Source organism: Enterobacter cloacae complex sp. P2B, assembly GCF_014895985.1.
GTDB lineage: Bacteria > Pseudomonadota > Gammaproteobacteria > Enterobacterales > Enterobacteriaceae > Enterobacter > Enterobacter bugandensis.
In genome coordinates this window covers 43,248-69,738 of the sequence record NZ_JADBQQ010000003.1, presented here as the reverse complement: position 1 = coordinate 69,738, position 26,491 = coordinate 43,248, and the positions used below count along the sequence as shown (strand labels likewise).

At 57.3% G+C, this 26,491-nt stretch carries 22 protein-coding genes; 9 read left to right on the top strand and 13 right to left on the bottom strand.

The genetic code is table 11. The annotated features are described in order from the left end of the window. The first annotated feature begins 82 nt into the window (after window positions 1-82). The 3 genes from glpE to IM313_RS02260 are packed head-to-tail and all read left to right on the top strand — an operon-like array spanning window position 83 to window position 2,068. A complete protein-coding gene (gene glpE / locus IM313_RS02270) occupies window positions 83-415 on the top strand; it encodes a thiosulfate sulfurtransferase GlpE (RefSeq protein WP_028014686.1) in 333 nt (110 codons plus the stop codon). A 47-nt stretch (window positions 416-462) separates the two neighbouring features. Next, entirely contained in the window at window positions 463-1,293 is an 831-nt protein-coding gene (gene glpG, locus IM313_RS02265; protein ID WP_028014685.1) for a rhomboid family intramembrane serine protease GlpG, read from the top strand. Window positions 1,294-1,309: 16 nt separating this feature from the next. Then, entirely contained in the window at window positions 1,310-2,068 is a 759-nt protein-coding gene (locus IM313_RS02260; protein WP_048998991.1) for a DeoR/GlpR family transcriptional regulator, read from the top strand. Between the two features lie 61 nt (window positions 2,069-2,129). Here the strand turns inward: IM313_RS02260 and malT are convergent, their stop codons facing one another. Then, the gene (malT, locus tag IM313_RS02255) at window positions 2,130-4,835 is read right to left on the bottom strand and encodes an HTH-type transcriptional regulator MalT (protein ID WP_047367202.1); all 2,706 of its coding nucleotides are present in this window, start codon (window positions 4,833-4,835) and stop codon (window positions 2,130-2,132) included. A 585-nt stretch (window positions 4,836-5,420) separates the two neighbouring features. On the opposite strand from malT, the gene malP reads away from it, so the two are divergent. Next, complete coding sequence (gene malP, locus IM313_RS02250; protein WP_192971945.1) at window positions 5,421-7,814, top strand: maltodextrin phosphorylase; 2,394 nt, start codon at window positions 5,421-5,423, stop codon at window positions 7,812-7,814. A 9-nt stretch (window positions 7,815-7,823) separates the two neighbouring features. After that, window positions 7,824-9,905 (top strand): 4-alpha-glucanotransferase, encoded by a 2,082-nt coding sequence (malQ, locus tag IM313_RS02245; RefSeq protein ID WP_192971944.1) that lies wholly within the window; start codon window positions 7,824-7,826, stop codon window positions 9,903-9,905. A 59-nt stretch (window positions 9,906-9,964) separates the two neighbouring features. Here malQ and gntT read toward each other — a convergent pair whose 3' ends face one another. The 3 genes from gntT to gntX all read right to left on the bottom strand — a co-directional run bounded on the left by gntT (window position 9,965) and on the right by gntX (window position 12,907). Further along, complete coding sequence (gntT, locus tag IM313_RS02240) at window positions 9,965-11,281, bottom strand: gluconate transporter (protein WP_048960500.1); 1,317 nt, start codon at window positions 11,279-11,281, stop codon at window positions 9,965-9,967. A gap of 305 nt (window positions 11,282-11,586) precedes the next feature. Next, the gene (nfuA, locus tag IM313_RS02235; protein ID WP_003861601.1) at window positions 11,587-12,162 is read right to left on the bottom strand and encodes a Fe-S biogenesis protein NfuA; all 576 of its coding nucleotides are present in this window, start codon (window positions 12,160-12,162) and stop codon (window positions 11,587-11,589) included. A 61-nt stretch (window positions 12,163-12,223) separates the two neighbouring features. Then, window positions 12,224-12,907 carry a DNA utilization protein GntX gene (gntX, locus tag IM313_RS02230; RefSeq protein ID WP_192971943.1) on the bottom strand — a complete coding sequence of 228 codons (684 nt, stop codon included), beginning with the start codon at window positions 12,905-12,907 and terminating at the stop codon, window positions 12,224-12,226. A gap of 36 nt (window positions 12,908-12,943) precedes the next feature. Here gntX and bioH point away from each other — a divergent pair, with 36 nt between their 5' ends. Beyond that, window positions 12,944-13,717 (top strand): pimeloyl-ACP methyl ester esterase BioH, encoded by a 774-nt coding sequence (bioH, locus tag IM313_RS02225; protein ID WP_192971942.1) that lies wholly within the window; start codon window positions 12,944-12,946, stop codon window positions 13,715-13,717. 111 nt (window positions 13,718-13,828) lie between these two features. After that, window positions 13,829-14,098, top strand: a complete 270-nt coding sequence (locus tag IM313_RS02220; RefSeq protein WP_045259364.1) for a YdgH/BhsA/McbA-like domain containing protein — start codon at window positions 13,829-13,831, stop codon at window positions 14,096-14,098. A gap of 33 nt (window positions 14,099-14,131) precedes the next feature. On the opposite strand, the gene feoC is transcribed toward IM313_RS02220, so the two are convergent. From feoC to greB, 5 genes are all read right to left on the bottom strand, one after another. Then, entirely contained in the window at window positions 14,132-14,368 is a 237-nt protein-coding gene (gene feoC / locus IM313_RS02215) for a [Fe-S]-dependent transcriptional repressor FeoC (RefSeq protein ID WP_045259363.1), read from the bottom strand. Between the two features lie 12 nt (window positions 14,369-14,380). Further along, window positions 14,381-16,699 carry a Fe(2+) transporter permease subunit FeoB gene (gene feoB, locus IM313_RS02210; protein ID WP_192971941.1) on the bottom strand — a complete coding sequence of 773 codons (2,319 nt, stop codon included), beginning with the start codon at window positions 16,697-16,699 and terminating at the stop codon, window positions 14,381-14,383. A 30-nt stretch (window positions 16,700-16,729) separates the two neighbouring features. Continuing rightward, window positions 16,730-16,957, bottom strand: a complete 228-nt coding sequence (feoA, locus tag IM313_RS02205; protein WP_006177893.1) for a ferrous iron transporter A — start codon at window positions 16,955-16,957, stop codon at window positions 16,730-16,732. Between the two features lie 289 nt (window positions 16,958-17,246). After that, window positions 17,247-19,577: a Tex family protein gene (locus IM313_RS02200; RefSeq protein WP_028014673.1), complete on the bottom strand. Its 2,331-nt coding sequence runs from the start codon at window positions 19,575-19,577 to the stop codon at window positions 17,247-17,249. 86 nt (window positions 19,578-19,663) lie between these two features. Beyond that, a complete protein-coding gene (gene greB / locus IM313_RS02195) occupies window positions 19,664-20,137 on the bottom strand; it encodes a transcription elongation factor GreB (protein ID WP_014885539.1) in 474 nt (157 codons plus the stop codon). Window positions 20,138-20,365: 228 nt separating this feature from the next. Between greB and ompR the strand changes: the two genes are divergently transcribed. Both ompR and envZ read left to right on the top strand, forming a co-directional pair. Beyond that, window positions 20,366-21,085 (top strand): two-component system response regulator OmpR, encoded by a 720-nt coding sequence (gene ompR, locus IM313_RS02190; RefSeq protein WP_001157751.1) that lies wholly within the window; start codon window positions 20,366-20,368, stop codon window positions 21,083-21,085. Beyond that, window positions 21,082-22,428, top strand: a complete 1,347-nt coding sequence (gene envZ / locus IM313_RS02185; RefSeq protein WP_192971940.1) for a two-component system sensor histidine kinase EnvZ — start codon at window positions 21,082-21,084, stop codon at window positions 22,426-22,428. Before ompR ends, envZ begins: the two co-directional genes overlap by 4 nt. A gap of 90 nt (window positions 22,429-22,518) precedes the next feature. Here the strand turns inward: envZ and pckA are convergent, their stop codons facing one another. The 4 genes from pckA to yrfG form a co-directional block, all read right to left on the bottom strand. Continuing rightward, entirely contained in the window at window positions 22,519-24,138 is a 1,620-nt protein-coding gene (gene pckA, locus IM313_RS02180; protein ID WP_192971939.1) for a phosphoenolpyruvate carboxykinase (ATP), read from the bottom strand. Window positions 24,139-24,494: 356 nt separating this feature from the next. Then, window positions 24,495-25,379: an Hsp33 family molecular chaperone HslO gene (gene hslO / locus IM313_RS02175; protein WP_192971938.1), complete on the bottom strand. Its 885-nt coding sequence runs from the start codon at window positions 25,377-25,379 to the stop codon at window positions 24,495-24,497. A gap of 18 nt (window positions 25,380-25,397) precedes the next feature. Next, window positions 25,398-25,799: a ribosome-associated heat shock protein Hsp15 gene (gene hslR / locus IM313_RS02170; RefSeq protein WP_028014669.1), complete on the bottom strand. Its 402-nt coding sequence runs from the start codon at window positions 25,797-25,799 to the stop codon at window positions 25,398-25,400. Further along, a complete protein-coding gene (gene yrfG, locus IM313_RS02165) occupies window positions 25,796-26,479 on the bottom strand; it encodes a GMP/IMP nucleotidase (protein ID WP_028014668.1) in 684 nt (227 codons plus the stop codon). The genes hslR and yrfG overlap by 4 nt, the downstream gene beginning before the upstream one ends. Window positions 26,480-26,491 lie beyond the last annotated feature (12 nt).

Below are 26,491 nucleotides of genomic sequence, written 5' to 3'. Positions count from 1 at the left end.
GATAACATAATGGCGTTTACCCGCCGCCAGGACGTACACTACGGGGTAAAATCTTGTCGTTGACCACTGTAAAGAGAACACCATGGATCAGTTTGAATGTATTAACGTAGAAGAAGCCCACCAGAAGATGCACCAGGGAAAAGCGGTGCTGGTGGACATCCGCGACCCGCAGAGTTTTGCCATGGGCCACACGCCGGGCGCGTTTCATCTGACCAACGACACGCTGGGCGCGTTTATGCGCGATAACGACTTCGAAACGCCCGTTATGGTCATGTGCTACCACGGTAACAGCAGCAAAGGCGCGGCGCAGTATCTGATTCAGCAAGGCTATGACGCGGTATACAGCGTCGACGGCGGCTTTGATGCCTGGCATCGTCATTTCCCGGCAGAAGTGGAATACGCGTTTGAGCGCTAATCCCGCTATACTGTCCCCTTTTGTGTGGAAATAAGCGACCGCTGCCCATGTTGATGATCACCTCTTTTACCAACCCGCGCGTCGCCCAGGCGTTTGTCGACTATATGGCGACGCAGGGCGTTATTCTGACCATTCAGCAACATACTCAGACCGACGTCTGGCTGGCCGACGAGAGCCAGGCTGCGCGGGTCAACGAGGAGCTGGCGCGTTTCCTTGAAAACCCTGGCGACCCGCGCTATCTGGCGGCCAGCTGGCAATCCGGACAGACCGGCAGCGGACTGCATTACAGCCGCTTTCCCTTCCTTGCCACGATACGCGAGCGCGCGGGCCCGTTTACGCTGCTGCTGATGGCAGCCTGCATTATCGTCTTCATTATTATGAACGTGGTGGGCGACCAGAGCGTGATGATCGCGCTGGCGTGGCCGTATGATCCGTCGCTGGATTTTGACGTCTGGCGCTACTTTACCCACGCGCTGATGCATTTCTCGGTGATGCATATCCTCTTTAACCTGCTGTGGTGGTGGTATCTCGGCGGTATCGTTGAGAAGCGGCTCGGCAGCGGCAAGCTGATTGTCATCACCGTAATCAGCGCCCTGCTGAGCGGCTATGTACAGCATAAATTCAGCGGCCCGTGGTTCGGCGGGCTGTCGGGTGTCGTCTACGCTTTGATGGGCTACGTCTGGCTTCGCGGGGAGCGCGACCCGGAAAGCGGCATCTATTTACAACGCGGATTAATAGCCTTTGCGTTAATATGGCTAATTGCCGGATGGTTTGATCTGTTTGGTATGTCTATCGCCAATGGTGCGCACGTCACCGGCCTCGCCGTCGGTCTTGCAATGGCGCTTGCCGACACGCTCCATGCGCGAAAACGAACATAATTCTCAGGGATAATTGATGAAACAAACACAACGTCATGACGCCATTATCGAACTGGTCAAAAAACAGGGATACGTCAGCACCGAAGAGTTGGTCGAGCAGTTTGCCGTCAGCCCGCAAACCATCCGTCGTGACCTGAACGATCTGGCCGATCAGAACCGTATTTTGCGCCACCACGGCGGCGCGGCGCTGCCGTCCAGCTCGGTCAACACCTCCTGGCACGACCGTAAAGCCACGCAGACGGCAGAAAAAGAGCGCATTGCGCGTAAAGTGGCGAGCCAAATCCCGAACGGTGCGACGCTGTTTATTGACATCGGCACCACGCCGGAAGCGGTTGCTCATGCGCTGCTGGATCACGAAAACCTGCGCGTGGTGACCAACAACCTGAACGTCGCCAACACGTTGATGCAGAAAGATGATTTCCGCATCATCCTCGCGGGTGGCGAACTGCGCAGCCGCGACGGCGGGATTATCGGCGAAGCGACGCTCGACTTTATCTCTCAGTTCCGCCTCGACTTCGGCATCCTGGGGATCAGCGGCATCGACACCGACGGCTCGCTGCTGGAGTTTGATTACCACGAGGTGCGCACAAAGCGCGCGATTATTGAGAACTCGCGCCACGTGATGCTGGTAGTGGATCATTCGAAGTTTGGTCGTAACGCGATGGTGAACATGGGCAGCATCAGCATGGTGAATGCGGTCTACACCGACGTGATGCCGCCGGCGGGCGTGATGCAGGTGATTAAGGATAATAATTTGCAGTTAGAGTTGTGTTGAAAAGCCGTTCTCCCTCTCCCTGTGGGAGAGGGCCGGGGTGATGGCATCAGGCCGCACAAAACTAAACTCCGTACCCCATCATCTTCAACAGCTGCTGCGCATGCTGTACCGCGTCCTGACGGTGCGCCACGCCCAGCTTCTGATACAGATTGCGAATGTGCGTTTTGATGGTGGTTGCCGCCACCGCCAGCTCACCGGCAATCTGCTCGTTGCTATAGCCTGAATAAATCAGCCCCAGCACCTGCCATTCGCGCTGGGTGAGCGGGCTGGTGCGAATAAGCTCCGGTACTTCCGGGTGGTTCAGCAGGCGTTCAACAAAGTTCTCGTCGAAATGCGCAAACTTGTGGCGATGGTGCTGATTAATCTCGCGCAGGATTCGCTGGGCGCGATGCTGATCCAGCTCCGGCAGCGTGTTGAGCTGAATCAGCTGGCGCAGCTGCTGCGCCATCACTTCACCTTCAATCACGAAGTGGCTAATAAACCCGGTGCGGTTCGCCAGCTGCAAGGCTTCCAGCAGCACGCGCTGGGCGTCATTTTTGCGGCCCGCCTGCCAGTAAAGCTGGTTGAGCAGCAGCAGGTTGCGGTTCAGGTCGCTCATCAGACGCAGGCTGCGGGCGTTTTCGTTTAACTCTTCCAGCACAATTTCGGCAGGCTCAAAGTCACCCAGCAGGATCTGCACGCGGGCGATGTTGCGCCACTGGCTTTGCAGGAAGTGGTTATTGGCAAATTCTGGTTTAGGCGTCTGGCGCAGCCAGTTGGCGGCGGATTTTTTGTCTCCCGTCATCTGCCAGTAAATCACCCGAACCTTGTCGGCGTTCGATACCCAGTCGCTGTGGTACTGACCGTTGCCGAGCAGGTTTTCCAGACGGTTAAGGTGATTGCGGGCGTTATCCAGATCGCCGCGCGCCAGCGAGCACTGCACCAGCAGGGCCAGACACTGCAATTGCTGCTGAGGCTGGAAGCCAGAGAGCACGTTCACACCCTGACGGGCGCAGCTTTCTGCTTCATCCAGACGCGACCATGCCCACAGCAGTTGAGCGCGAATACGCAACAGGAACTCGTGCATCGGCAGTTGTTCCAGGTGCTGTTCACGGATCAGCTGGAACGCTTTTTCCTGATTTTCCCAGGCGGCCTGCAGGAACCCCTGTGCGAATAAAATCTCGCTTTGCTGGATCAGGCTCCACAGGGCGTAGTGCCACACATCATGGCGGCGCGCCATCTGCTCGGTTTGCTGCATCAGCGAAAGGGAGCGCGTCAGTTCGCCCTTGCAGTGCAGCACTTCGCCGTGCACCGAGGTAGCCACAATCCGGCTGTAGAAATTCGCCAGCGGCAGTTCATCCAGCGCGACCATCGCCAGCCGTTCCGCTTCATCCGCATCGCCGTCGTTAATCGCGACCTGCGCCCGCAGGGCGTTAAATTCGCCGTGCAGGGTGATATCCATTTCGCTTTCCATCTCCTGCTCGGCGCGCGCCAGCAGGGTATTCACTTCGCTGTAGCGGTGCTGGCTCTGCATCAGCCAGGCCTGGAGCAGCACCAGGCGCGGGTTCTCCAGCAGGCTCTCCCACGGCAGGGCTTTCAACGACTCTTCCAGCAGCGTCAGTTCGCTGTGGTTAAACAGCCCCCACGCGTGGTTAAGCAGGATATCGCGCAGCATGCTGGCGTCACCGGCGGCAAGCGCGTGGTGAATGGCCTCGCTCGGGAAGCCTTGCGCCATCCAGCTTTCGGCGGCGGCGCGGTGGATTTCCGGCAATTCCGTTGCCAGCTCCCACTGGCAGCGCTGGCGCAGGAAGCTGCCAAACAGCGGGTGATAGCTGAACCACTCGCCGGGGTCGTCCATGCGCGTCAGGAACAGGCCCTGACGTTCAATCTCTTCCAGCTGCAGTTGACCGTTCTCACAGCCTGTTACGCGCACAATCAGCGCGTCGTTCATGGAGCGCAGCAGGGAGCTTTTCAGCAGGAAATTGCGGGTGGAGGGATCGACGCTGTTCAGCACCTCATCCACCAGGTAATCCGAAAGATGGCTGGCGTTGATGCCGGCCAGACGGCGCGCAGACTGGTGCGTTGGGCTGTTGTTTTGCCGGGCAGAAAGGGCAATCAGCTGTAGCGCCGTGGCCCAGCCTGCGACATCATCACACAGGCGGCTGCTTTCGGAGGCCTCAATGGGTGAGGTCAGGCGGCAGTCAAAGAACTGTTTCGCTTCCTGGTGGGTAAAGGCCAGCTGCTGGCTGCCCACTTCCAGAAGCTGATCGCGCACGCGCAGGTTGGCAATACCGAGCTGCGGCAGGTTGCGTGACAGCACGACCAGGGTCAGGTTTTCCGGCTGGTGGCGCAGGAAGAAGCGCATCGACTCATGGATAACCGGGTTCGTGATCAGATGATAGTCATCAATCACCACGTACAGCGGGCGATGCCATTCGGCCAGTTCAATAAACAGCTGAGAGAAAAGGGAGGACAGACTGGCGTACTGGCGCTTTTGCACCATTGCCTCGCTGGCGACGCAGTGTCCGTTGGTTGCCTGTTGAATAGCGGCAATCAGATAGCTGGCAAAACGCTCTTGCTGGTTGTCGCCCTCGTCGAGGGAGTACCAGCCAAGATCGCTCTTACCTGCGGCCCATTGTGAAATGAGCGTTGTTTTTCCATAACCTGCAGGGCTCGTAACCAGCGCCAGTCGGAAATTATGCGCGCCGGAAAGTTTAGCCAGCAGACGCTCGCGGACCACTGTATGGTCAAGACGAACCGGGCGACTTAATTTTGACGGAATCAACATAGGTTTCACTTCACTGTGGGGAACGAGAGAATTTATTTTTTTTGCGCTTCGTAATTAATAGCTATAAGGTCGGTCAGAAAGAGAACTATTGCAAGTTATGTCTGGCTTTTGTGGCTCTGAATTTGCACTCTGTCACAAAACATTCCGGCCAGTACTGGAACTTTTTTGAAAAGGCTTTGATGCCGCGTCAATGCTGGCTTGTATGGATGTCACGAGGCTGGGCTGAAACTGGTTTCAGAAAGGTATAATGACGCCGAATTTAATAAACTTCGGGTAAAGTTGAGTGAGATTAATAATCTCCTTAGGCAGGACCCGATTGCTGAAATATTATTCTCCGTAAGCAATCATTTCCGCGTGGATTAATTTCATCCAAAACCGCATTTCATTTCTTTGACATTCTCCCCGGTTACTTTTTTATCTTCCGGGCACACTCCGGCTATGCTCTCAGAGTGGCCTCGATCACATTTTTACGCTCATCCCCGCTACTCCTCCCTGTCTAATCCCCCACGGGAGGAGGAAGAGGTGAAATGAGCCAGGCACACTAGCGCCAACTTGTGTTTTCTTTCTAAAGGATGCCGATCCCCTATGTCACAGCCTACCTTCAACAAAGCTCAATTCCAGGCTGCCCTGACGCGTCAGTGGCAGCGTTTTGGCCTTCATGCTGCAAACGAGATGACGCCTCACCAGTGGTGGCAGGCGGTGAGCGGGGCGCTCGCAGAGCAGCTGGATGCTCAGCCCGTGGCGAAGCCCGTCAAAGGCCAGCGTCACGTTAACTATATCTCGATGGAGTTCCTGATTGGCCGCCTGACCGGCAACAACCTGCTGAACCTCGGCTGGTATCAGGAGGTGGGTGATGTGCTGAAAGAGCACGACATTAACCTGACCGACCTGCTGGAAGAAGAGATCGACCCGGCGCTGGGCAACGGCGGACTGGGGCGTCTGGCGGCCTGTTTCCTTGACTCTATGGCAACGGTCGGCCAGTCGGCGATTGGCTATGGCCTGAACTACCAGTACGGCCTGTTCCGTCAGTCGTTTGCCGACGGCCACCAGATGGAAGCGCCGGACGACTGGCATCGCAATACCTACCCGTGGTTCCGCCACAACGCGCAGCTGGACGTGCAGGTCGGCATCGGCGGGAAAGTGACGAAGCAGGGGCTCTGGGAACCGGCGTTCACTATTACCGGTGAAGCCTGGGATCTGCCGGTGCTCGGCTACCGTAACGGCGTGGCGCAGCCGCTGCGTCTGTGGCAGGCGAAGCACGCGCATCCGTTCAACCTGACCAAATTCAACGACGGCGATTTCCTGCGCGCCGAGCAGCAGGGCATCGACGCCGAGAAGCTGACCAAAGTCCTCTATCCGAACGATAACCACCTGGCGGGTAAAAAGCTGCGCCTGATGCAGCAGTACTTCCAGTGCGCCTGCTCCGTGGCGGATATTCTGCGTCGCCATCACCTGGCGGGCCGCAAGCTGGCGCAGCTGCCGGACTTCGAAGTCATTCAGCTTAACGATACCCACCCGACTATTGCCATCCCGGAACTGCTGCGCGTGCTGATTGACGAGCATCAGCTGAGCTGGGACGACGCCTGGGCCATCACCAGCCGCACCTTCGCCTATACCAACCACACCCTGATGCCGGAAGCGCTCGAGTGCTGGGATGAGAAACTGGTGAAAGCGCTGCTGCCGCGCCACATGCAGATCATCAACAAGATTAACGACCAGTTTAAAGCGCTGGTGGAGAAAACCTGGCCGGGTGACAAAGCCGTCTGGGCGAAGCTGGCGGTGGTGCACGACAAACAGGTGCGTATGGCGAACATGTGCGTGGTGAGCGGCTTTGCCGTTAACGGCGTGGCGGCGCTGCACTCCGATCTGGTGGTGAAAGATCTGTTCCCGGAATATCACCAGCTGTGGCCGACCAAATTCCACAACGTGACCAACGGCATTACGCCGCGTCGCTGGATCAAGCAGTGCAATCCGCTGCTGGCCGGCCTGCTGGATAAGACCCTGAAGAAAGAGTGGGCCAACGATCTGGACCAGCTGATTAACCTGGAAAAATACGCCGATGATGCGAAATTCCGCGAGCAGTACCGTGCGATCAAGCTGGAGAACAAGGTTCGCCTGGCGGAGTTTGTGAAAATGCGTACCGGGATTGAGATCAACCCGAATGCCATTTTCGATATCCAGATCAAACGCCTGCACGAGTACAAGCGTCAGCACCTGAACCTGCTGCACATTCTGGCGCTGTACAAAGAGATCCGCGAGAACCCGCAGGCCGACCGCGTGCCGCGCGTGTTCCTGTTCGGTGCGAAGGCGGCGCCGGGCTACTACCTGGCGAAAAACATTATCCTCGCCATCAATAAAGTGGCGGCGGCGATCAACAGCGATCCGAAAGTGGGCGACAAGCTGAAGGTCGTGTTCCTGCCGGATTACTGCGTCTCGGCGGCGGAAATGCTGATCCCGGCGGCGGATATCTCCGAGCAGATCTCGACCGCAGGGAAAGAAGCGTCCGGTACCGGCAACATGAAGCTGGCGCTCAACGGCGCGCTGACCGTCGGCACGCTGGACGGTGCGAACGTCGAAATCGCCGAGAAGGTCGGTGAAGAGAACATCTTTATCTTCGGCCATACTGTTGAAGAAGTGAAAGCCATCAAGGCCAAAGGCTACGACCCGGTGAAATGGCGTAAAAAAGACAAAGTGCTGGATGCGGTGCTGAAGGAGCTGGAAAGCGGCAAATACAGCGATGGCGACAAGCACGCGTTTGACCAGATGCTGCACAGCATGGACAAACACGGCGGCGACCCGTACCTGGTGATGGCGGACTTCACGGCCTACGTTGAAGCGCAGAAACAGGTCGACGTGCTGTACCGCGACCAGGAGGCGTGGACCCGGGCGTGCATTCTGAACACCGCGCGCTGCGGCATGTTCAGCTCTGACCGCTCAATCCGTGATTATCAGGCCCGTATCTGGCAGGCAAAACGCTAAGGAAGCGCGATGGAGAGTAAACGTCTGGACAGTGCCGCGCAGGCGGCGGGAATTAGCCTCAGTTACATCAATGCGCACGGCAAACCGCAGTCTATTGGTGCGGACACCAAAAGACGTTTGCTGGATGCCATGCACAAAACCGACGCGAACGCGTCGGCTGCTCCGGTGCCAAACGTGAAGGTCTTTACCGCAGGCAAAAAGATGCCGCTGGCGGTGGAGGGGCGCGGCGAGTATAGCTGGCTGCTCACCACCGAAGAGGGGCATCAGCATAAAGGCCACGCCACCGGCGGCAAAACGTTAAACCTTCCGGCAAAGCTGCCGGAGGGCTATCACAGCCTGACGCTCACCCAGGACGAACAGCGTTTTCACTGCCGGGTGATCGTCGCGCCAAAACGCTGCTATGAGCCGCAGGCGCTGCTCGAAGGCAAAAAGCTGTGGGGCGCCTGCGTGCAGCTCTATACGCTGCGTTCCGACAGCAACTGGGGGATCGGCGATTTTGGCGATCTGAAAAAGATGCTGGCATCTGTTGGTGAGCGCGGCGGCGCGTTTATCGGCCTCAACCCGATCCACGCTCTCTATCCGGCCAACCCGGAGAGCGCCAGCCCGTACAGCCCGTCTTCCCGACGCTGGCTAAACGTGATTTACATCGACGTTAACGCGTTAGACGATTTCAAAAACAGCAAAGAGGCACAGGCGTGGTGGAAGCTTGAGACCACCCAGCAGCTGCTGAAGCAGGCCCGCGATGCGGACTGGGTAGATTATGCCTCCGTGACCGCGCTGAAAATGGCGGCTCTGCGCCTGGCGTGGAAAGGCTTTGCGAAGCGCGACGACGAGCAGATGGCGGCCTTCCGCCAGTTCGTGATGCAGGAAGGTGAAAGCCTTTACTGGCAGGCGGCATTTGATGCGCTGCACGCGTATCAGGTGAAAGAGGACGAAATGCGCTGGGGCTGGCCGGTCTGGCCGGAAGCGTATCAGACCGTGGATACCCCTGAAGTCAAAGCCTTCTGTAAAAATCATGCCGACGAGGTGGACTTCTACCTGTGGCTGCAGTGGCTGGCGTACAGCCAGTTTGCCGCCTGCTGGCAGGTGAGCCAGGGCTATAAGATGCCGATCGGCCTGTATCGCGATCTGGCCGTGGGCGTGGCGGAAGGCGGCGCGGAAACCTGGTGTGACCGTGAGCTTTACTGCCTGAAAGCATCCGTCGGCGCGCCGCCGGATATCCTCGGCCCGCTCGGTCAGAACTGGGGCCTGCCGCCGATGGATCCGCACGTGATGGCGGCGCGCGCCTACGAGCCGTTTATCGACCTGCTGCGCGCGAACATGCAGAACTGCGGGGCGCTGCGCATTGACCACGTGATGTCCGTGCTGCGCCTGTGGTGGATCCCGTACGGTGAAACGGCCGATCACGGGGCGTACGTGCAGTATCCGGTGGACGATCTGCTGTCGATCCTGGCGCTGGAGAGTAAACGTCATCAGTGCATGGTGATCGGTGAAGATCTCGGTACCGTACCGGTGGAAATTGTCAGCAAGCTCCGCGACAGCGGGGTTTATTCCTACAAAGTGCTCTATTTTGAAAACGACCATGAGAAAACCTTCCGCGCGCCGAAAGCGTACCCTGAACAGTCAATGGCAGTCGCGACGACGCATGATCTTCCTACGCTCAGAGGCTACTGGGAAAGCGGCGATCTGACCCTCGGCAAAACGCTGGGCCTCTATCCAGATGAAGAGGTTCTGCGCGGGCTGTATCAGGACCGCGAGCTGGCGAAGCAGGGGCTGCTGGACGCGCTGCACAAGCATGGCTGTCTGCCCAAGCGTGCCGGACATAAGGCGTCGCTGATGGCAATGACCCCAACACTCAACCGTGGCCTGCAACGCTATATTGCCGACAGCAACAGCGCTTTGCTCGGCCTGCAGCCGGAAGACTGGATTGATATGGCGGAGCCGGTGAACGTTCCGGGCACCAGCTATCAGTACAAGAACTGGCGCCGCAAGCTGACCACAACGCTTGAGACGATGTTTGCCGATGACGGGGTGAACAGGCTGATTAAAGATTTGGATAAGCGCAGAAGGGCGGTGGGTAAGAAGTCGTAATTTGCCCCTCACCCTAGCCCTCTCCCCAAAGGGGAGAGGGAACCGATCGAGCAGGAGAGTCAGAGAGCCATATTCAACAGCAGACACCCTACCAGGCCGCAGACCGAAATAATGGTTTCCAGCATTGACCAGGACTTGATGGTTTCACCGATGGTCAGGTTGAAGTACTCCTTGAACAGCCAGAAGCCCGGATCGTTCACGTGAGAGAAAATCACGCTGCCGGAGCCTACCGCAATAACCATCAGCTCAGGGCTGACGCCCGTGGTAGCAATCAGCGGCGCAACGATACCGCCCGCTGTAATCGCCGCAACGGTTGCAGAACCCAGCGCGATACGCAGCACGGCAGCAATAGACCACGCCATCAGGATTGGAGAGATATTGGTTTCATGCATCATGGAAGCGATGTATTTGTCCACGCCGCTGTCGACCAGCACCTGCTTGAACGCACCGCCACCGCCGATAATCAGCAGCATCATGGCAATGATTTTGATGGACGAGGTCAGCGTGTCGTTGATCTGATCCATGGAGCGGCCACGGTTCAGGCCGAAGGTGAACATCGCAATCAATACCGCAATCAGCGTTGCCATCACCGGGTCGCCGAGGAACTCGGCAACGGCCAGGAAAGCGTGGCCTTTCGGCAGGATCATCTCCGCCACGGCGCGCATTGCCATCAGGATCACCGGTACCAGCGAGGTCCAGACGCTGACGCCAAAGCCTGGCATCTCTTCTTCAGTGAAGGTTTTGGCGCTGTACAGACCTTCCGGAATAGGCTTATCAATGCCTTTCAGGAAACGGGCATACACCGGGCCTGCCAGAATTACGGTCGGGATCGCCAGAATCGTACCGAACAGCAGGGTTTTACCCATATCGGCGTGGAAGATGGTGGCGATGGCGGTTGGACCCGGGTGCGGTGGCAGGAAGCCGTGGGTCACGGACAGCGCAGCAGCCATTGGCACACCCACGAACAGCAGCGGAATGTTGGCCGCGGCGGCGATGGTGAACACCAACGGCAGCATCAGCACGAAGCCCACTTCATAGAACAGCGCGAAACCGACGGTAAAACCGGTTAACACCACCGCCCACTGGATGTGCTGTTTACCGAATTTGGCAATCAGGGTGGTGGCAATACGCTGCGCGCCCCCGCAGTCCGCCAGCATTTTACCGAGCATGGCGCCGAAGCCCATGATCAGCGCCAGGCTGCCGAGCGTGCCGCCGACACCGGCTTTGATAGAGCTGATAACTTTAACCAGCGGCATCCCCTGCATCAGACCGACTGCAAGTGCCACCAGAACCAGAGCGATAAATCCGTTCATTTTGAAGCGGATCATCAAGAGCAGTAATAACACAACACCGATAGCAACGATGACTAATGGCATGATTTACCTGGCCTTTGAATTGTTATGGGTAACGTCATTGTTTCAACGACAAATTCCGGTTGTCCCAACTGGGAACAGAGTGGTTAACGGCACTCATACTGATGCCTGCGAAACAGTTAAGTTTAGTCGGCTGTTATAAGGGTGTTGAGTGCCCACGAGAATGATACGGGTAACATGTCGTGGTTGAGAATCACCCGGTGAGGCAAAATTTGAATTATGAGACGCAGGTCAACATATAGAGGGGAAGGCAAGGGAGTCAGGCCCGGTAAGCGCAGCGCCACCGGGCAATACAGATGGGTACTGAATTAGTAGTAAGAGTGCTCGCCGCGCTGGTGCTCTGTCAGGTCGCGCACGCCTTTCAGTTCCGGGAATTCGTTCAGCAGCTGCTTCTCGATCCCTTCTTTCAGGGTCACGTCGACCATGGAGCAACCGTTACAGCCGCCGCCGAACTGCAGGATCGCCAGGCCGTCTTCCGTGATTTCCATCAGGGAAACGCGACCACCGTGGCCGGCCAGTTGTGGGTTGATCTGGGACTGCAGCAGATACTCAACGCGCTCCATCAGCGGCGCATCGTCAGAGACTTTACGCATTTTGGCGTTTGGCGCTTTCAGGGTCAGCTGAGAACCCAGCTGGTCGGTGACAAAGTCGATTTCCGCATCTTCAAGATACGGCGCGCTCAGTTCATCGACGTAAGCGGTGAGCTGTTCAAATTTAAGGGCAGTGTCAGTTGCTTCCACAGCGTCCGGAGGACAATAAGAGACACCACATTCTGCATTCGGAGTGCCTGGATTGATCACAAACACGCGGATCTGCGTCCCTTCTTCCTGATTTGCCAGCAGTTTGGCAAAGTGCGCTTGTGCAGAATCGGAAATACGGATCATAGCTTTGGCCTAATAGTTGACTAAATTACCTGGGTATAATCATACGCCCATTGAAGAAGGGCTACAAGGTACGGCACAGACACCATACCTGAACCGACGCGGCGCCGCTTTGCAAAAGCAGTCGGGAAAGTTCAGCAACGGTACTGCCTGTGGTGACGACGTCATCCACGATGGCGATATGGAGGCCGTGGACCGGCAATTCAAGGCGAAAGGCGTTTTTCAGGTTCCTTTTGCGAAGCCTGGCGTTGAGCTGATGCTGGATGGCGGTGGCATGAACGCGGGTAATCGCGCTGGCATCGTAGCGACAACCCAGCCACCGGGCGAGCGGTCGGCAGAGCAGGTCGCTTTGATTATAGCCGCGCCGCCAGTGCCGGCGTCGGTATAAGGGGACATTCATCACCATGTCGATTTTCGGCAAAGCGCGGGTTCGTCGCGCCTGTAAAACGGCCAGTAAAAGCAGGCGGGCAAGGGGCTGCGCCAGCGAACTCTGGCCGGAAAACTTCAGGGCGTGAATAAGCCCGCTCAGCGGCGGAACATAATCATCCACGGTCACCAGCGCGCTCCACGGCGGGGATTTTTTCAGGCAGCGGCCGCAGGGCAAATCGCGGTTCGCCGCCGGTAAACCACATTGCGGGCAGGTTGTGATACGCCTTTCCAGCGAACGCGTGCAGACGGAACAGACGCCCCACACGCTGAGGGCAAGCGGCATTTTGCATAGCCAGCACAAGCCAGGCACTGTTAGCATGTGCAACCTCCATGTGAAAAAAGAGAACAGTAACTGATGAAGACGCTGTGGTGGCAGACCGTAGGGACAGGAAATTGCCATCTTGTGCTGCTGCACGGATGGGGCCTGAATGCGGAAGTGTGGCATTGCATAAGCGAGGAACTTGCCTCGCAATTTACGTTACATCTGGTTGATCTGCCGGGCTATGGTCGCAGCCGTGGCTTTGGCGCGATGTCGCTTGATCAAATGGCGCAGCACGTTGTAGACGCCGCGCCGCAAAATGCCATCTGGCTGGGCTGGAGTCTGGGCGGGCTGGTGGCAAGCCAGATTGCGCTCTCCTGGCCCGAGCGCGTTAGGGCGCTGGTCACCGTGGCCTCGTCGCCATGCTTTAGCGCGCAAGAGGCGTGGCCCGGCATCAAACCTGACGTTCTGGCGGGCTTCCAGCAGCAGCTGAGCGACGATTTCCAGCGGACCGTCGAGCGATTCCTCGCCTTGCAGACGATGGGCACCGAAACCGCGCGTCAGGATGCCAGAGCGTTAAAGCAGGTGGTGCTCTCCCTGCCGATGCCGGACGTCGAGGTGCTTAACGGCGGTCTTGAGATCCTGAAAACGGCCGATCTGCGCGAGCCGCTGGCCGGGCTGAGCATGCCGCACCTGCGCATCTATGGCTATCTCGACGGGCTGGTGCCGCGCAAAGTGGTCCCACTTCTGGATTCCCTCTGGCCGGAAAGCGAATCACAGGTCATAGCAAAAGCCGCGCATGCGCCGTTTATCTCTCATCCGACGGAATTTTGTTCAGCGTTGGTTGTGTTAAGTCAACGTTTAGACTGATTATTTTCTATCCTGCCTGGAAAAAGTTACACACCGCAACCATACTCCAGATGTCGTTGCGGTTGTTCTGCCTACGATAATCAAAACAACAATCCTATGGAGAGTCAGGCTATGAAACTTGTTACGGGTATTGTCACTTCTCTGGTTATTGGGTCATTGTCATTTGGCGCCTTTGCGGCAAAAGAGCTGGAAAAAGATAAGGTTGCCGGGATGAATCTGACGAAAATTGGTGAGATTTCTACGTCTGACACCACTGCGCCGATGGACGCGAAACGTGAGCTGTCTAAGAAAGCGGATGAGCTTGGCGGCACTTACTACGTGATTACCAGCGCTGAGAAATATACCAAAAACGTACGCGCTACTGCGGACGTCTATAAGTAATACGATAAAGCCGGGCACCAATGCCCGGCTTTATTAGCGCAGTGCCCACCACTCCCTGAGACAGGCCTTTCCTTCCGGACAGCTTTTACAACTGCCGGAGAGGCAACCCTCTGCTTCTTCCTGAATCCGCACGGCTTTACCCATGGCTTCCAGGCGCTCCAGCATGGCATCGATCATCGGCTGCGGGGTATGCAGGCTAAGGCTGAGCTGTTTTGCCTCCATGCGTCCCTGCAATGCCAGTAAGTTACGAACCTGAATCAACGATGCCATCTGTTTTTTCCCTTAGTGACAGTCGCCAGCCGGGCTGTTGCAGCAGGTGGCCGGGGTTTTACGCGTCGCCAGCAGGTTGATATCAACGCGGCTTCGCGCCCGGCGCAGCAGGCCAATCACAATCACGTTAAACAGGATGACCGCCAGGATGCAGACCAGGCTGTAGCGCGGGTGCTGGCTGAAGTTAACGGTCTGGTAAAACAGCGTCGCCAGCGAGTAGGCGATATTCAGCCCCCACAGAATGGAGAAGCCCATCCAGCCGCGGCTGGACTCACGGGCAATCGCCCCCATCACCGAGATGCACGGAATATAGAGCAGAACGAAGATGAGATAGCTGTAGGCCGCTGACGCGCTGCCAAACTTCTCGCCCATCACGCCCATGGCACCGGTCGCCATTTCGCCATCGCCTTTGCTGGCCTCAATCGGGTTAGCCAGCACGCTCAGGCTGAAGGTGTCTTTCAGGCTCTGCCAGGTCTCCTCTACGGCCCCCAGCAGTTCGTCACCGAGGTGAAACTCCGCCGGGTTAAATTCCTGCTCCTGAATGTTCTCTGCGGTGTAGAGCGTGTTCAGGGTCCCGACGACCACCTCTTTCGCCATCGCACCGGTGAACAGGCCCACGGTCGCCTGCCAGTTATCCTCCTGCACGCCAATCGGTTTGAAGACCGGCGTGATGACGCGGCTGACGGAGGCGAGGGCAGAGTCGTTGATGTTATCTGCTGCCTGACCGGTGAGGGTGAAGCTGTTCAGCGCGCTCAGGAAAATACTGACAATAACAATCACCTTACCGGCGCGCAGCACAAAGCCTTTCAGGCGCTGCCAGGTCTGGATCGCCAGGCTTTTCAGATGCGGGACGTGATAGACCGGAAGCTCCATTACAAACGGTGACGCTTCACCGCGCATGATGGTGTGCTTGAGCATTAAGCCGGTCAGGATCGCCATCACGATGCCCAGCACGTACAGCGAGAAGACCGCCAGCGCGCCCTGCTGGCCAAAAAAGGCTGCCGCGAAGACCGCAAAGATCGCCAGTCGGGCACCGCAGGACATAAACGGCGCCATCATAATGGTCATCAGGCGTTCACGCGGTGCATCCAGGGTGCGCGCGCCCATTACCGACGGCACGTTACAGCCGAAGCCGACGATCAGCGGGACGAAGGACTTGCCCGGCAGGCCCAGCGCCTGCATCAGGCGGTCCATCACGAAGGCGGCGCGCGCCATGTAGCCGGAATCTTCGAGGAACGAGAGGAACAGATACATCATGCCGATCTGCGGTACCAGCGGCAGAACGGTGTTGATACCGCCGCCAATCCCCTGGGCAAGGAAGATTGTCAGCCATTCCGGGAAGTGCAGGGTGTAACCTACCCACTGAATACCGTGTACGAAGACCGCGACAGAACCGGCGTCAAAAATCGGCTGCAGCGCGCCACCGATGTTAATCGCGAGCAGGAACATCACGTACATCACCAGCAGGAAGATGGGTAAGCCGAGGAAGCGGTTGAGCACAATCTTATCCACCGCCGCCGTGAAGCGGCTGGGCTCTGCGGTAAGGGCGTTGCTGACCACGTCGCAAATTGACGCAATGGCCTGATAACGCGCATCGGCGATGTGCAGCGCCGGGTCGTCCAGCTCGTCGCTGAGACGGGCGAGGGCCACGTCCAGCTTATCCGCCGCGTGTCCGGCATAGGCGCGGCTGTAGATATCCCCTTCCAGCATCTGCAGGCCGAGCCACAGGCGCTGTTTTGCAGGCATGCTGCTGTCCATCTCCTGCGCCAGCAGTTCGGCTTCGCGCAGCAGCGGCTGGGCGTAGTGCACCAGCTCAACGTCGCGGTTTCCCGCGTGGCGGTCAATCGCCAGCTTCAGGGCGTCGATACCGCGAGCGCGGGTCGAGACCAGCGGAACCACCGGACAGCCCAGGCGCGCGGAGAGCGCATCGACGTCGATGCGCAGCTTTTGTTTTTCCGCAATGTCGAGCATGTTGAGCGCCACGATGCAGGGGATCCCCAGCTCCAGCAGCTGTAGCGTCAGGTAAAGGTTTCGCTCGAGGTTCGAAGCGTCGACCACGTTGATCAGCAGATCCGCGTCGCCGCCAAGAATGTAGTGGCAGGCAATTTGCTCATCGAGCGAAGTCTGGGATGAAATCGTGGTTAAGGAGTAGGTGCCGGGAAGGTCAACCAGGGTGACCTGATTGTCCGTTGTCGTGAACTGGCCTTCTTTACGTTCAACCGTTACGCCTGCCCAATTTCCCACGCGCTGGCGCGCGCCGGTTAACTGATTAAATAAGGTTGTCTTGCCGGAATTAGGATTGCCAATTAAGCCAATAGTTAATTTTTTCATTGTATTAGACCCACCGAAACCGCTGGCTTGTTAACGGGATAAAGATTCAACTTCAATTAATGCGAGGTCTTTTTTGCGCAGAACCAGATTTACGCGCCGGGTTTCGATATGAACAGGATCGCCCAATGGCGCCACACGCACGACCTGGAATGATGAGCCGGGCAGCATGCCAAGTGACAGCAGCTTCTGCCGATAGGCCGGGCTAATTTCGCGGGTAAAACCGGTAATTTTCCATGCACTGTCTGGAGTGAATTGCATAATGCCTGATTCCACGAGAGGTTAAATAATCTACACTGCGATGATAATGAGAATAGTTTTTATCAGCAATAATAAAAATGTGACGGGATGTTGTTAATCGTATTAATTTGCGGTCTGATTGACCTTGCTCAATATTTGCAGAATTACCCGGGAAGGAATAAAAAGCGTATTTGTTAATGGAGTGATAAATAGCGGTTTAAATATGGGTGTGCAATCGGTTTCATATATTTCGAGATGATTTTATTCCCCTCACCCTCTCCCCTTTGGGGAGAGGGTGAGGGGGGGTACCTTAGCGTTTCTTACCCATCGCCGCCGCCAGCGCGTCCATCATCGCGCTGTTGCCCGCAGGTTGCGCGTCACGCCCGCGCGGTTTTGTGGCTTTCGTGGCCGGACGCTGCTGCTCGCGGCCTCCGCCGTTGCCGCCACGGCGCGCGCTGGTGTCGCCCGGCTGCTCATCCAGACGCATGGTCAGGGCGATACGCTTGCGCTGCAGATCCACCTCCAGCACTTTCACCTTCACGATGTCGCCCGCTTTGACCACGGTGTGCGGGTCTTCAACGAACTTGTCGGCAAGGGAAGAGATATGCACCAGACCGTCCTGGTGCACGCCGATATCCACAAACGCGCCGAAGTTGGTGACGTTGGTCACCGCGCCTTCCAGCACCATGCCCGGCAGGAGATCGTTCATGGTCTCGATGCCGTCAGCAAAGGTCGCCGTTTTGAACTCAGGACGCGGATCGCGGCCCGGTTTTTCCAGCTCTTTGATAATGTCGGTAACGGTTGGTACACCAAATTTGTCGTCGGTGAAATCAACGGCTTTCAGGTTACGCAGAGCGCTGCTGTCGCCCATGAGATCCTTCAGCGCCTGCTGGGTGGCGGCCAGGATGCGCTCAACAACAGGATACGCTTCCGGGTGAACGGTAGAGGCATCCAGCGGGTTATCGCCGTGGTTGATGCGCAGGAAGCCCGCGCACTGCTCAAACGCTTTCGGCCCCAGACGGCTCACTTTCAGCAGCTGCTGACGGTTCTGGAACTGGCCGTTCTCATCGCGCCAGGCGACGATGTTCTGCGCCATCATGCGGGTTAAGCCCGCCACGCGGGTCAGCAGGGGAACGGAGGCGGTGTTCAGGTCCACGCCGACGGCGTTTACGCAGTCTTCCACGACCGCGTCCAGCTTGCGCGCCAGCTGCGTCTGGCTCACGTCGTGCTGATACTGGCCCACGCCGATGGATTTCGGATCGATCTTCACCAGCTCCGCCAGCGGATCCTGCAGACGACGGGCGATGGAGACCGCGCCGCGCAGGGAAACGTCCAGGTCAGGGAATTCCTGCGCCGCCAGCTCAGAGGCGGAATAGACCGATGCGCCCGCTTCGCTGACGATCACTTTCTGTGCCGTCACTTTCGGGAACTGCTTTTGCACGTCGAGGTAGAAACGCTCGGTTTCGCGTGATGCGGTGCCGTTGCCGATAGCGACCAGCTCGACGTTGTATTTTTCGCACAGCGCCGCCACCACGACGGCCGCTTTCGCTGCCTGGCCGGTGTGCGGATAGATGGTGTCGGTAGCGACCAGCTTGCCGGTGCCGTCAACAACGGCGACTTTTACACCGGTACGCAGACCCGGATCGAGCCCCATGGTGGCGCGCAGGCCCGCAGGAGCGGCCATCAGCAGGTCATGCAGGTTACGGGCGAAGACGTTGATCGCTTCGTCTTCCGCGCGTTCGCGCACGGTGCCCATCAGCTCGGTTTCCAGGTGCATCAGCACCTTGATGCGCCAGGTCCAGCTCACCACGCCTTTGCGCCAGCTGTCCGCCGGGGCGTTGTTCAGGCGCAGGCCGAGATGGTCGATGATAATCTGCTCGCAGTGGCTCTCTTTCGGCGGCTCGTCAAACTGCGGGTCGGCGTTCAGGGAGAGCTGGAGCACGCCTTCGTTGCGGCCGCGGAACATCGCCAGCGCGCGGTGAGACGGGGTGGTCGAAATCGGTTCGTGGTGATCGAAGTAGTCGCGGAACTTCGCGCCTTCTTCCTCTTTGCCCGCGACGACGGTAGAGACGATGTGGGCGTTCTTCCACAGGTAATCACGCACTTTGGCCAGCAGGGCGGCGTCTTCCGCGAAGCGCTCCATCAGGATGTAGCGCGCGCCGTCCAGAGCGGCCTTGGTGTCAGCGACACCTTTGTCGGCGTCGACGAATTTTGCCGCTTCGGTTTCCGGGTCGTGAGATGGCTCATTCCACAGCAGCTCTGCCAGCGGCTCAAGGCCCGCCTCAATCGCAATCTGCCCGCGGGTACGGCGCTTCGGTTTGTACGGCAGATAGAGATCTTCGAGTTCGGTTTTGCTCAGGGTGCCGTTAATGGCGCTTTCCAGCTCGCTGGTCAGCTTGCCCTGTTCGCCGATGGATTTGAGGATCGCCTGACGACGTTCTTCCAGCTCGCGCAGATAGCCCAGGCGGGTCTCCAGGTTACGCAGCTGCGTGTCATCCAGACCGCCTGTGACTTCCTTACGATAACGTGCAATAAACGGCACGGTGTTCCCTTCATCAAGCAGGCGAACGGCAGCTTCTACCTGTTCGGCTCTGGCCTGAAGTTCACCCGCAATAATGCGGCAGAGCGAATCTTTCATCATGGCTTTATCATCTTGTGGGTCAAAAATCAGGGGATAGTTATACGGGCTGACACGGCAAAATGCCAGCCGGGGAGGGCGCTCTCGGACTATTTTACGTAGACGATCTCATTGACGTACCAGCTGGCTTCACCGGCTGGGGTCTGCACGACGGCTAAATCGCCCACTTCCTTTTTCAGCAGCGCGCGGGCCATCGGGGAGTCGATAGAAATGTAATCTTTACGACCAAAAATTTCATCGTAGCCGACAATGCGAAAACGCAGGGTGTCACCATCGTCGTTTTCAATCTCCACCCACGCGCCGAAGAACACTTTGCCCTCCTGCTGCGGGGAGTAATCGACGATTTTTAGATTCTCAAGACACTTCGTCAGATAGCGTACCCGGCGGTCAATTTCGCGCAGCCGCTTCTTGTTGTACTGATAATCAGCATTTTCGCTGCGATCGCCCAGGCTTGCCGCCCAGGTCACCTTTTTGGTTACTTCAGGACGCTCTTCGCGCCACAGGTAATCCATCTCTTTTTTGAGCTTTTCGTACCCTTCGCGGGTGATCAGGGGCGTTTTCATGGTGCTGCCTTTGCTGCCGGTTCTCTGTTTTGCGCACAATACGTACCACACAGTGTAACAGACAGGATTAATAATGATTTATGTGATGAAATGAACAGATAAGCTGCTGTTAAATATGCTTTGTAACAATTTCGACTAGAATTTATACCAGAATTAACTGGTCGAATACGTGCACTTTTTTAGAATACGCTGTTACAAAGACTATCCGAACCTTTGGGAGTACACACAATGCAAGAAAACTACAAAATTCTGGTCGTGGATGACGACATGCGCCTGCGCGCGCTGCTTGAGCGTTATCTGACCGAGCAGGGCTTCCAGGTTCGTAGCGTCGCGAACGCTGAGCAGATGGACCGTCTGCTGACCCGCGAATCTTTCCATCTGATGGTTCTCGACCTGATGCTGCCGGGTGAAGACGGGCTTTCTATCTGCCGCCGTCTGCGCAGCCAGAGCAACCCGATGCCGATCATTATGGTGACGGCGAAGGGCGAAGAAGTTGACCGTATCGTGGGCCTCGAAATCGGCGCTGATGACTACATTCCAAAACCGTTTAACCCGCGCGAGCTGCTGGCGCGTATTCGTGCCGTGCTGCGCCGTCAGGCGAATGAACTGCCGGGCGCGCCGTCCCAGGAAGAGGCGGTGATTGCCTTCGGCAAGTTCAAGCTGAACCTCGGCACGCGCGAGATGTTCCGTGAAGATGAGCCAATGCCGCTCACCAGCGGCGAGTTTGCCGTACTGAAAGCGCTGGTCAGCCACCCGCGCGAGCCGCTTTCCCGCGACAAGCTGATGAACCTGGCGCGCGGTCGCGAATACTCCGCAATGGAACGCTCCATCGACGTGCAGATCTCCCGCCTGCGCCGCATGGTGGAAGAAGATCCGGCGCATCCTCGTTATATTCAGACCGTATGGGGTCTGGGCTACGTGTTCGTTCCGGACGGCTCTAAAGCATGAGGCGAATGCGCTTCTCGCCGCGAAGCTCGTTTGCCCGCACCCTCTTACTGATCGTCACCCTGCTGTTCGTCAGCCTGGTGACGACCTACCTGGTGGTGTTGAACTTTGCGATTCTGCCGAGCCTCCAGCAGTTTAATAAGGTCCTGGCCTACGAAGTGCGTATGCTGATGACCGATAAGCTGCAGCTGGAGGACGGCACGCAGCTGGTTGTTCCCCCGGCATTTCGCCGTGAAATCTACCGTGAACTGGGTATTTCGCTTTACTCCAATGAAGCGGCGGAAGATGCTGGCCTGCGCTGGGCGCAGCACTATGAATTCCTCAGCCAGCAGATGGCGCAGCAGCTGGGTGGCCCGACGGAAGTGCGCGTTGAGGTCAACAAAAGCTCGCCCGTCGTCTGGCTGAAAACCTGGCTGTCACCCAACATCTGGGTACGCGTTCCGCTGACTGAAATCCATCAGGGCGATTTCTCGCCGCTGTTCCGCTATACCCTTGCCATTATGCTGCTGGCGATAGGCGGCGCGTGGCTGTTTATCCGTATCCAGAACCGACCGCTGGTCGACCTGGAGCACGCTGCGCTGCAGGTCGGTAAAGGCATTATTCCTCCTCCACTGCGCGAATATGGTGCCTCTGAAGTGCGCTCAGTAACGCGCGCGTTTAACCACATGGCGGCAGGCGTTAAGCAGCTGGCGGATGACCGTACGCTGCTGATGGCCGGCGTCAGTCATGACCTGCGCACCCCGCTAACGCGTATTCGTCTGGCGACGGAGATGATGGGTGAAGAGGACGGTTATCTCGCCGAGTCTATTAACAAGGACATCGAAGAGTGTAACGCCATCATCGAGCAGTTCATCGACTACCTGCGCACCGGTCAGGAGATGCCGATGGAAATGGCCGATCTGAACGCGGTGCTGGGCGAAGTGGTGGCCGCAGAAAGTGGTTATGAGCGTGAAATTGATACTGACCTTCAGGACGGTGAAATTCAGGTTCGTATGCACCCGCTTTCCATTAAGCGTGCGGTGGCCAATATGGTGGTTAACGCGGCGCGCTACGGTAACGGCTGGATTAAGGTTAGCAGCGGGTCTGAACTCAACCGCGCCTGGTTCCAGGTGGAAGACGACGGCCCGGGCATTAAGCCCGAGCAGCGTAAGCATCTGTTCCAGCCATTTGTGCGCGGCGATAGCGCGCGCAGCACCAGCGGTACGGGCTTAGGCCTGGCGATTGTGCAGCGTATTGTGGATAACCATAACGGATTGCTGGAGATCGGCACCAGCGAGCGAGGCGGGTTGAGCATTCGCGCCTGGTTGCCGGTTATGGTGACGCGGGGGCAGGTGAAAGAGGGATAGTGCGGTCTGATGCCCTCACCCCGGCCCTCTCCCACGGGGAGAGGGAGAAAACATTAAAAAAGGCAACTTTCGTTGCCTTTTTGCTTTTACCTACAGCTTCGGACCCGCACTCACTAGCGCAGCACCCGCCGGGGTATCGATGTACTTCTCGAAGTTCTCGATAAACAGCTTCGCCAGCGATTCCGCCTTCTCGCGCCACTGTTCCGGCGATCCGTAGGTATTGCGCGGGTCGAGGATACGCGTGTCCACACCCGGCAGTTCCGTCGGAATGGCCAGATCGAACATCGGCAGCGTGAAGGTTTCAGCGTTATCCAGAGAACCATCCAGAATGGCGTCGATAATGGCGCGGGTATCTTTGATGGAGATACGTTTGCCGGTACCGTTCCAGCCGGTATTCACCAGGTAGGCCTGCGCGCCGGATGCCTGCATGCGTTTCACCAGCACCTCAGCGTACTGCGTCGGGTGAAGCGACAGGAAGGCTGCACCGAAGCAGGCGGAGAAGGTTGGGGTTGGCTCCGTGACGCCACGCTCGGTACCCGCCAGCTTGGCGGTAAAGCCAGAGAGGAAGTGGTACTGCGTCTGGCTGGCGGTCAGGCGGGAAACTGGTGGCAGCACGCCGAACGCATCCGCCGTCAGGAATATCACCTTCGTGGCATGGCCCGCTTTTGACACCGGCTTCACGATGTTGTCGATGTGGTAGATCGGGTAAGAGACGCGGGTGTTTTCGGTTTTTGACGCATCGTCGAAGTCGATAGAGCCGTCGGCACGCACGGTGACGTTTTCCAGCAGCGCGTCGCGGCGGATCGCGTGGAAGATATCCGGCTCGGCCTCTTCAGACAGGCGAATGGTCTTCGCGTAGCAACCGCCTTCGAAGTTAAACACCCCGTCATCGTCCCAGCCGTGTTCGTCATCGCCAATCAGACGGCGTTTTGGATCGGTGGAGAGCGTGGTTTTCCCGGTGCCGGAAAGACCGAAGAACACCGCTACGTCGCCTTTCTCGCCGACGTTCGCCGAGCAGTGCATAGAGGCAATACCGCGCAGCGGCAGCAGGTAGTTCATGACCGAGAACATCCCTTTCTTCATTTCGCCGCCATACCAGGTACCGCCGATCAGCTGAATACGTTCGGTCAGGTTGAAGGCAATGAAGTTTTCGGAGTTCAGACCCTGCTCTTTCCACTGTGGGTTAGTGCATTTCGCACCGTTCATCACGATGAAGTCAGGTGTGAAGTCCTGCAGCTCTTCGTCGGTCGGACGAATAAACATATTCTTAACGAAATGCGCCTGCCAGGCCACTTCGGTAATGAAACGCACGGAAAGGCGGGTGTCGGCGTTAGCGCCGCAGAAAGCGTCGACAATGAACAGACGCTTGCCGGAAAGTTGATGGGTGACGAGCCCTTTCAGATGCTGCCAGGTTTCCGGGGAGAGCGGTTTGTTGTCGTTCTTCCCTTTGCCCTTGTCAGCCCACCACAGCGTATCGCGGGTAGTTTCGTCTCGGACGATATACTTATCTTTCGGCGAACGACCGGTAAAGATACCGGTATCGACGGCGATAGCACCAAGGTTCGTCAACACACCGCGCTCGTATCCTTCCAGTGCTGGATTGAGCTCTTCCTGATACAGCGTATCGTAATCGGGGTTGTAGACCACTTCCTGGACGTCGTGAATACCATAAGCCTTGAGATCTTGCGGGGTTAAACCAGTAACACGCATATCACTGCTCCTTAGCCAATATGTACTGCCTGAAATTGTAGGGTTTTTCTGGGGATGTTAACCGCGACGGGGCTCATAGATTTGTGCATCTGGATAAAACCCTTACTAACGGAAAACGCTGCGACTCCAGTCACAGTGCAGGCGGATTATCGCAGGAATCGCTTTTTGGTTGGGGAAAATGTTCCGAAAAGGTTAAGAGGTGGTGATTTTATCGGAGAGAATGTGAATGTAATCGCATACATGTAAGAAAATTACGTAAGAGTTACATAGGGAAAACGATTCAGCTTTTGGGGGATTTTTGCCCCTCACCCTAACCCTCTCCGCAAAGGGGAAAGGGCAGGGTGAGGGGTAGCGTATTAATGAACCTGCGGATCCGCCGGAGAGGCGTTATTGCGGATTTCAGCGATATCCATTGAATTGAACACGTAGTGCGTACCGCAGTAGTCACAGTGCATATCAATTTCGCCGTCTTCAGCCATGATGCTGTCGATCTCTTCATCCGGCAGAGTTTTCAGTGCGCCAGCGCAGCGCTCGCGCGAGCAGGTACACTTAAACTCCACGGACTGCGGATCGTACACGGTCACTTCTTCTTCGTGGTACAGACGCCACAGCACGTCGGTCGCCGACAGGTTGAACAGTTCTTCCGCCTTGATGGTTTCGGTCAGCGTCGCCAGATGCTCAAAGTCATTGGTCTGTGCGTCCTGCGCTGGCAGAACCTGCAGCAGCATGCCGCCCGCAGCAGGCTGGCCGTCCACTTCACCGGTACGGATGAACAGACGCGTAGGCAGCTGTTCAGAACGCATGAAGTAATCTTCCAGGCAGGCTGCGAGGGTATCGCCTTCCAGACCGACCACGCCCTGATAGCGTTCACCTTCCTCCGGGGAGATGGTGATCACCAGGTAGCCATTGCCCACCAGCGTTTTGAGGTCAGCATTTTCAGGCACGTCGCCCTGAACGCGCGCCACGCCGCGCATCTGCTGCTGGTTATTGCCGTTGATCACCGCCAGCGTCATCGGGCCGTCACCCTGCAGCTGCACGGTGATATCACCGGCAAACTTCAGCGTTGCGGTCAGCAGGCTGGTGGCAACCAGCAGTTCGCCCAACAGGGTCTGCACCGGCAGCGGGTAGTTGTGGTTTTCCAGAATCTGTTTCCAGGTTTCGGATACGGTGACCAGCTCGCCGCGCACGGCGAATTGTTCAAACAGATAGCGGTGTAATTGGTCGTGTTGGGCCATTTTCATCTCTCGTGCGGGTGAGGGTTACTCGCTCTCACCGTGTTTAAATTTCATCAGATCGCGGCGCTCTTTTTTATCCGGTCGCCGGTCCGGGTGGGGCATGGTCAGCGCATTCATTTTGCGCGCCAGCGCGGTCTTCTCGCGCTTTTCAACGCTTTCAGCCGTCTCTTCGTAAAGCAGTACGGCTTCCGATGCGGGCCGCCGCTGTTCGGTAATGGCTTTGATCACTACCGTACGTTCGTCGTTGCCCTGGCGCAGCGTTAAGGTAGCGTTCAGCTCAACCAGCTTGCTCGGCTTGCTGCGCTGGCCGTTGTAATGCACTTTACCGCCGTCAACCATTTCACGGGCAAGGGCGCGCGTTTTATAAAAACGGGCTGCCCACAGCCATTTATCCAGTCTTACCCCATCTGAGGGCTTTTCTTTCATGGCGTCTCCTTCACGGTCAGTGAGGGGATCATCTGGCGGTAGTCGTTCAGTCCCGGATGGCGCAGATAGCTTTTTTCAGCCAGGCCAGAGTCAGGATTCGTGACGCCCAGACAGTAGCGAATGCCAAACGTTGCCGCTGAATCAAGAATAGGCTCGCTGTCGTCAATGAACAGCGTGCGCTCCGGCTGCAGGCCGGTCTCTTCCTTCACCGCATGCCACAACCGCTGATCCTCTTTCGGATAACCAAATGTGTGGGTGGAAAGTAATAAATCAAGGTGCGACGCCAGTCCCGTATGCTCCAGCTTCACGGCCAGGTTATGTGGATGCGCGTTAGTCAGCAAAATACGGCGCTTGCCGCTTGCTTTCAGCGCGTCCAGGAAGGGAACCGTATCTTCGCGCAGCACGGCGCGTGGTCCCTGGGCAGTGGTCATGGCACAAATATCCAAACCGAGGCGCTCGCTCCAGTAGTCCAGACAGTACCAGTTTAGCGTATGTTGCACTGCGCTATATTGCGAACGAATGAACGCCTGCGCTTCTGCCGGGGAGATACCCTGCTGCTCACCATAGGTTTCCGGTACCAGCTTTTGCCAGAAATAGTTATCAAAGGCGAGATCGAGCAGCGTGCCGTCCATATCCAGCAGAACGGTGTCGACCTGCTGCCAGTCGATATCAAGATGCATAGGGGGGAACTC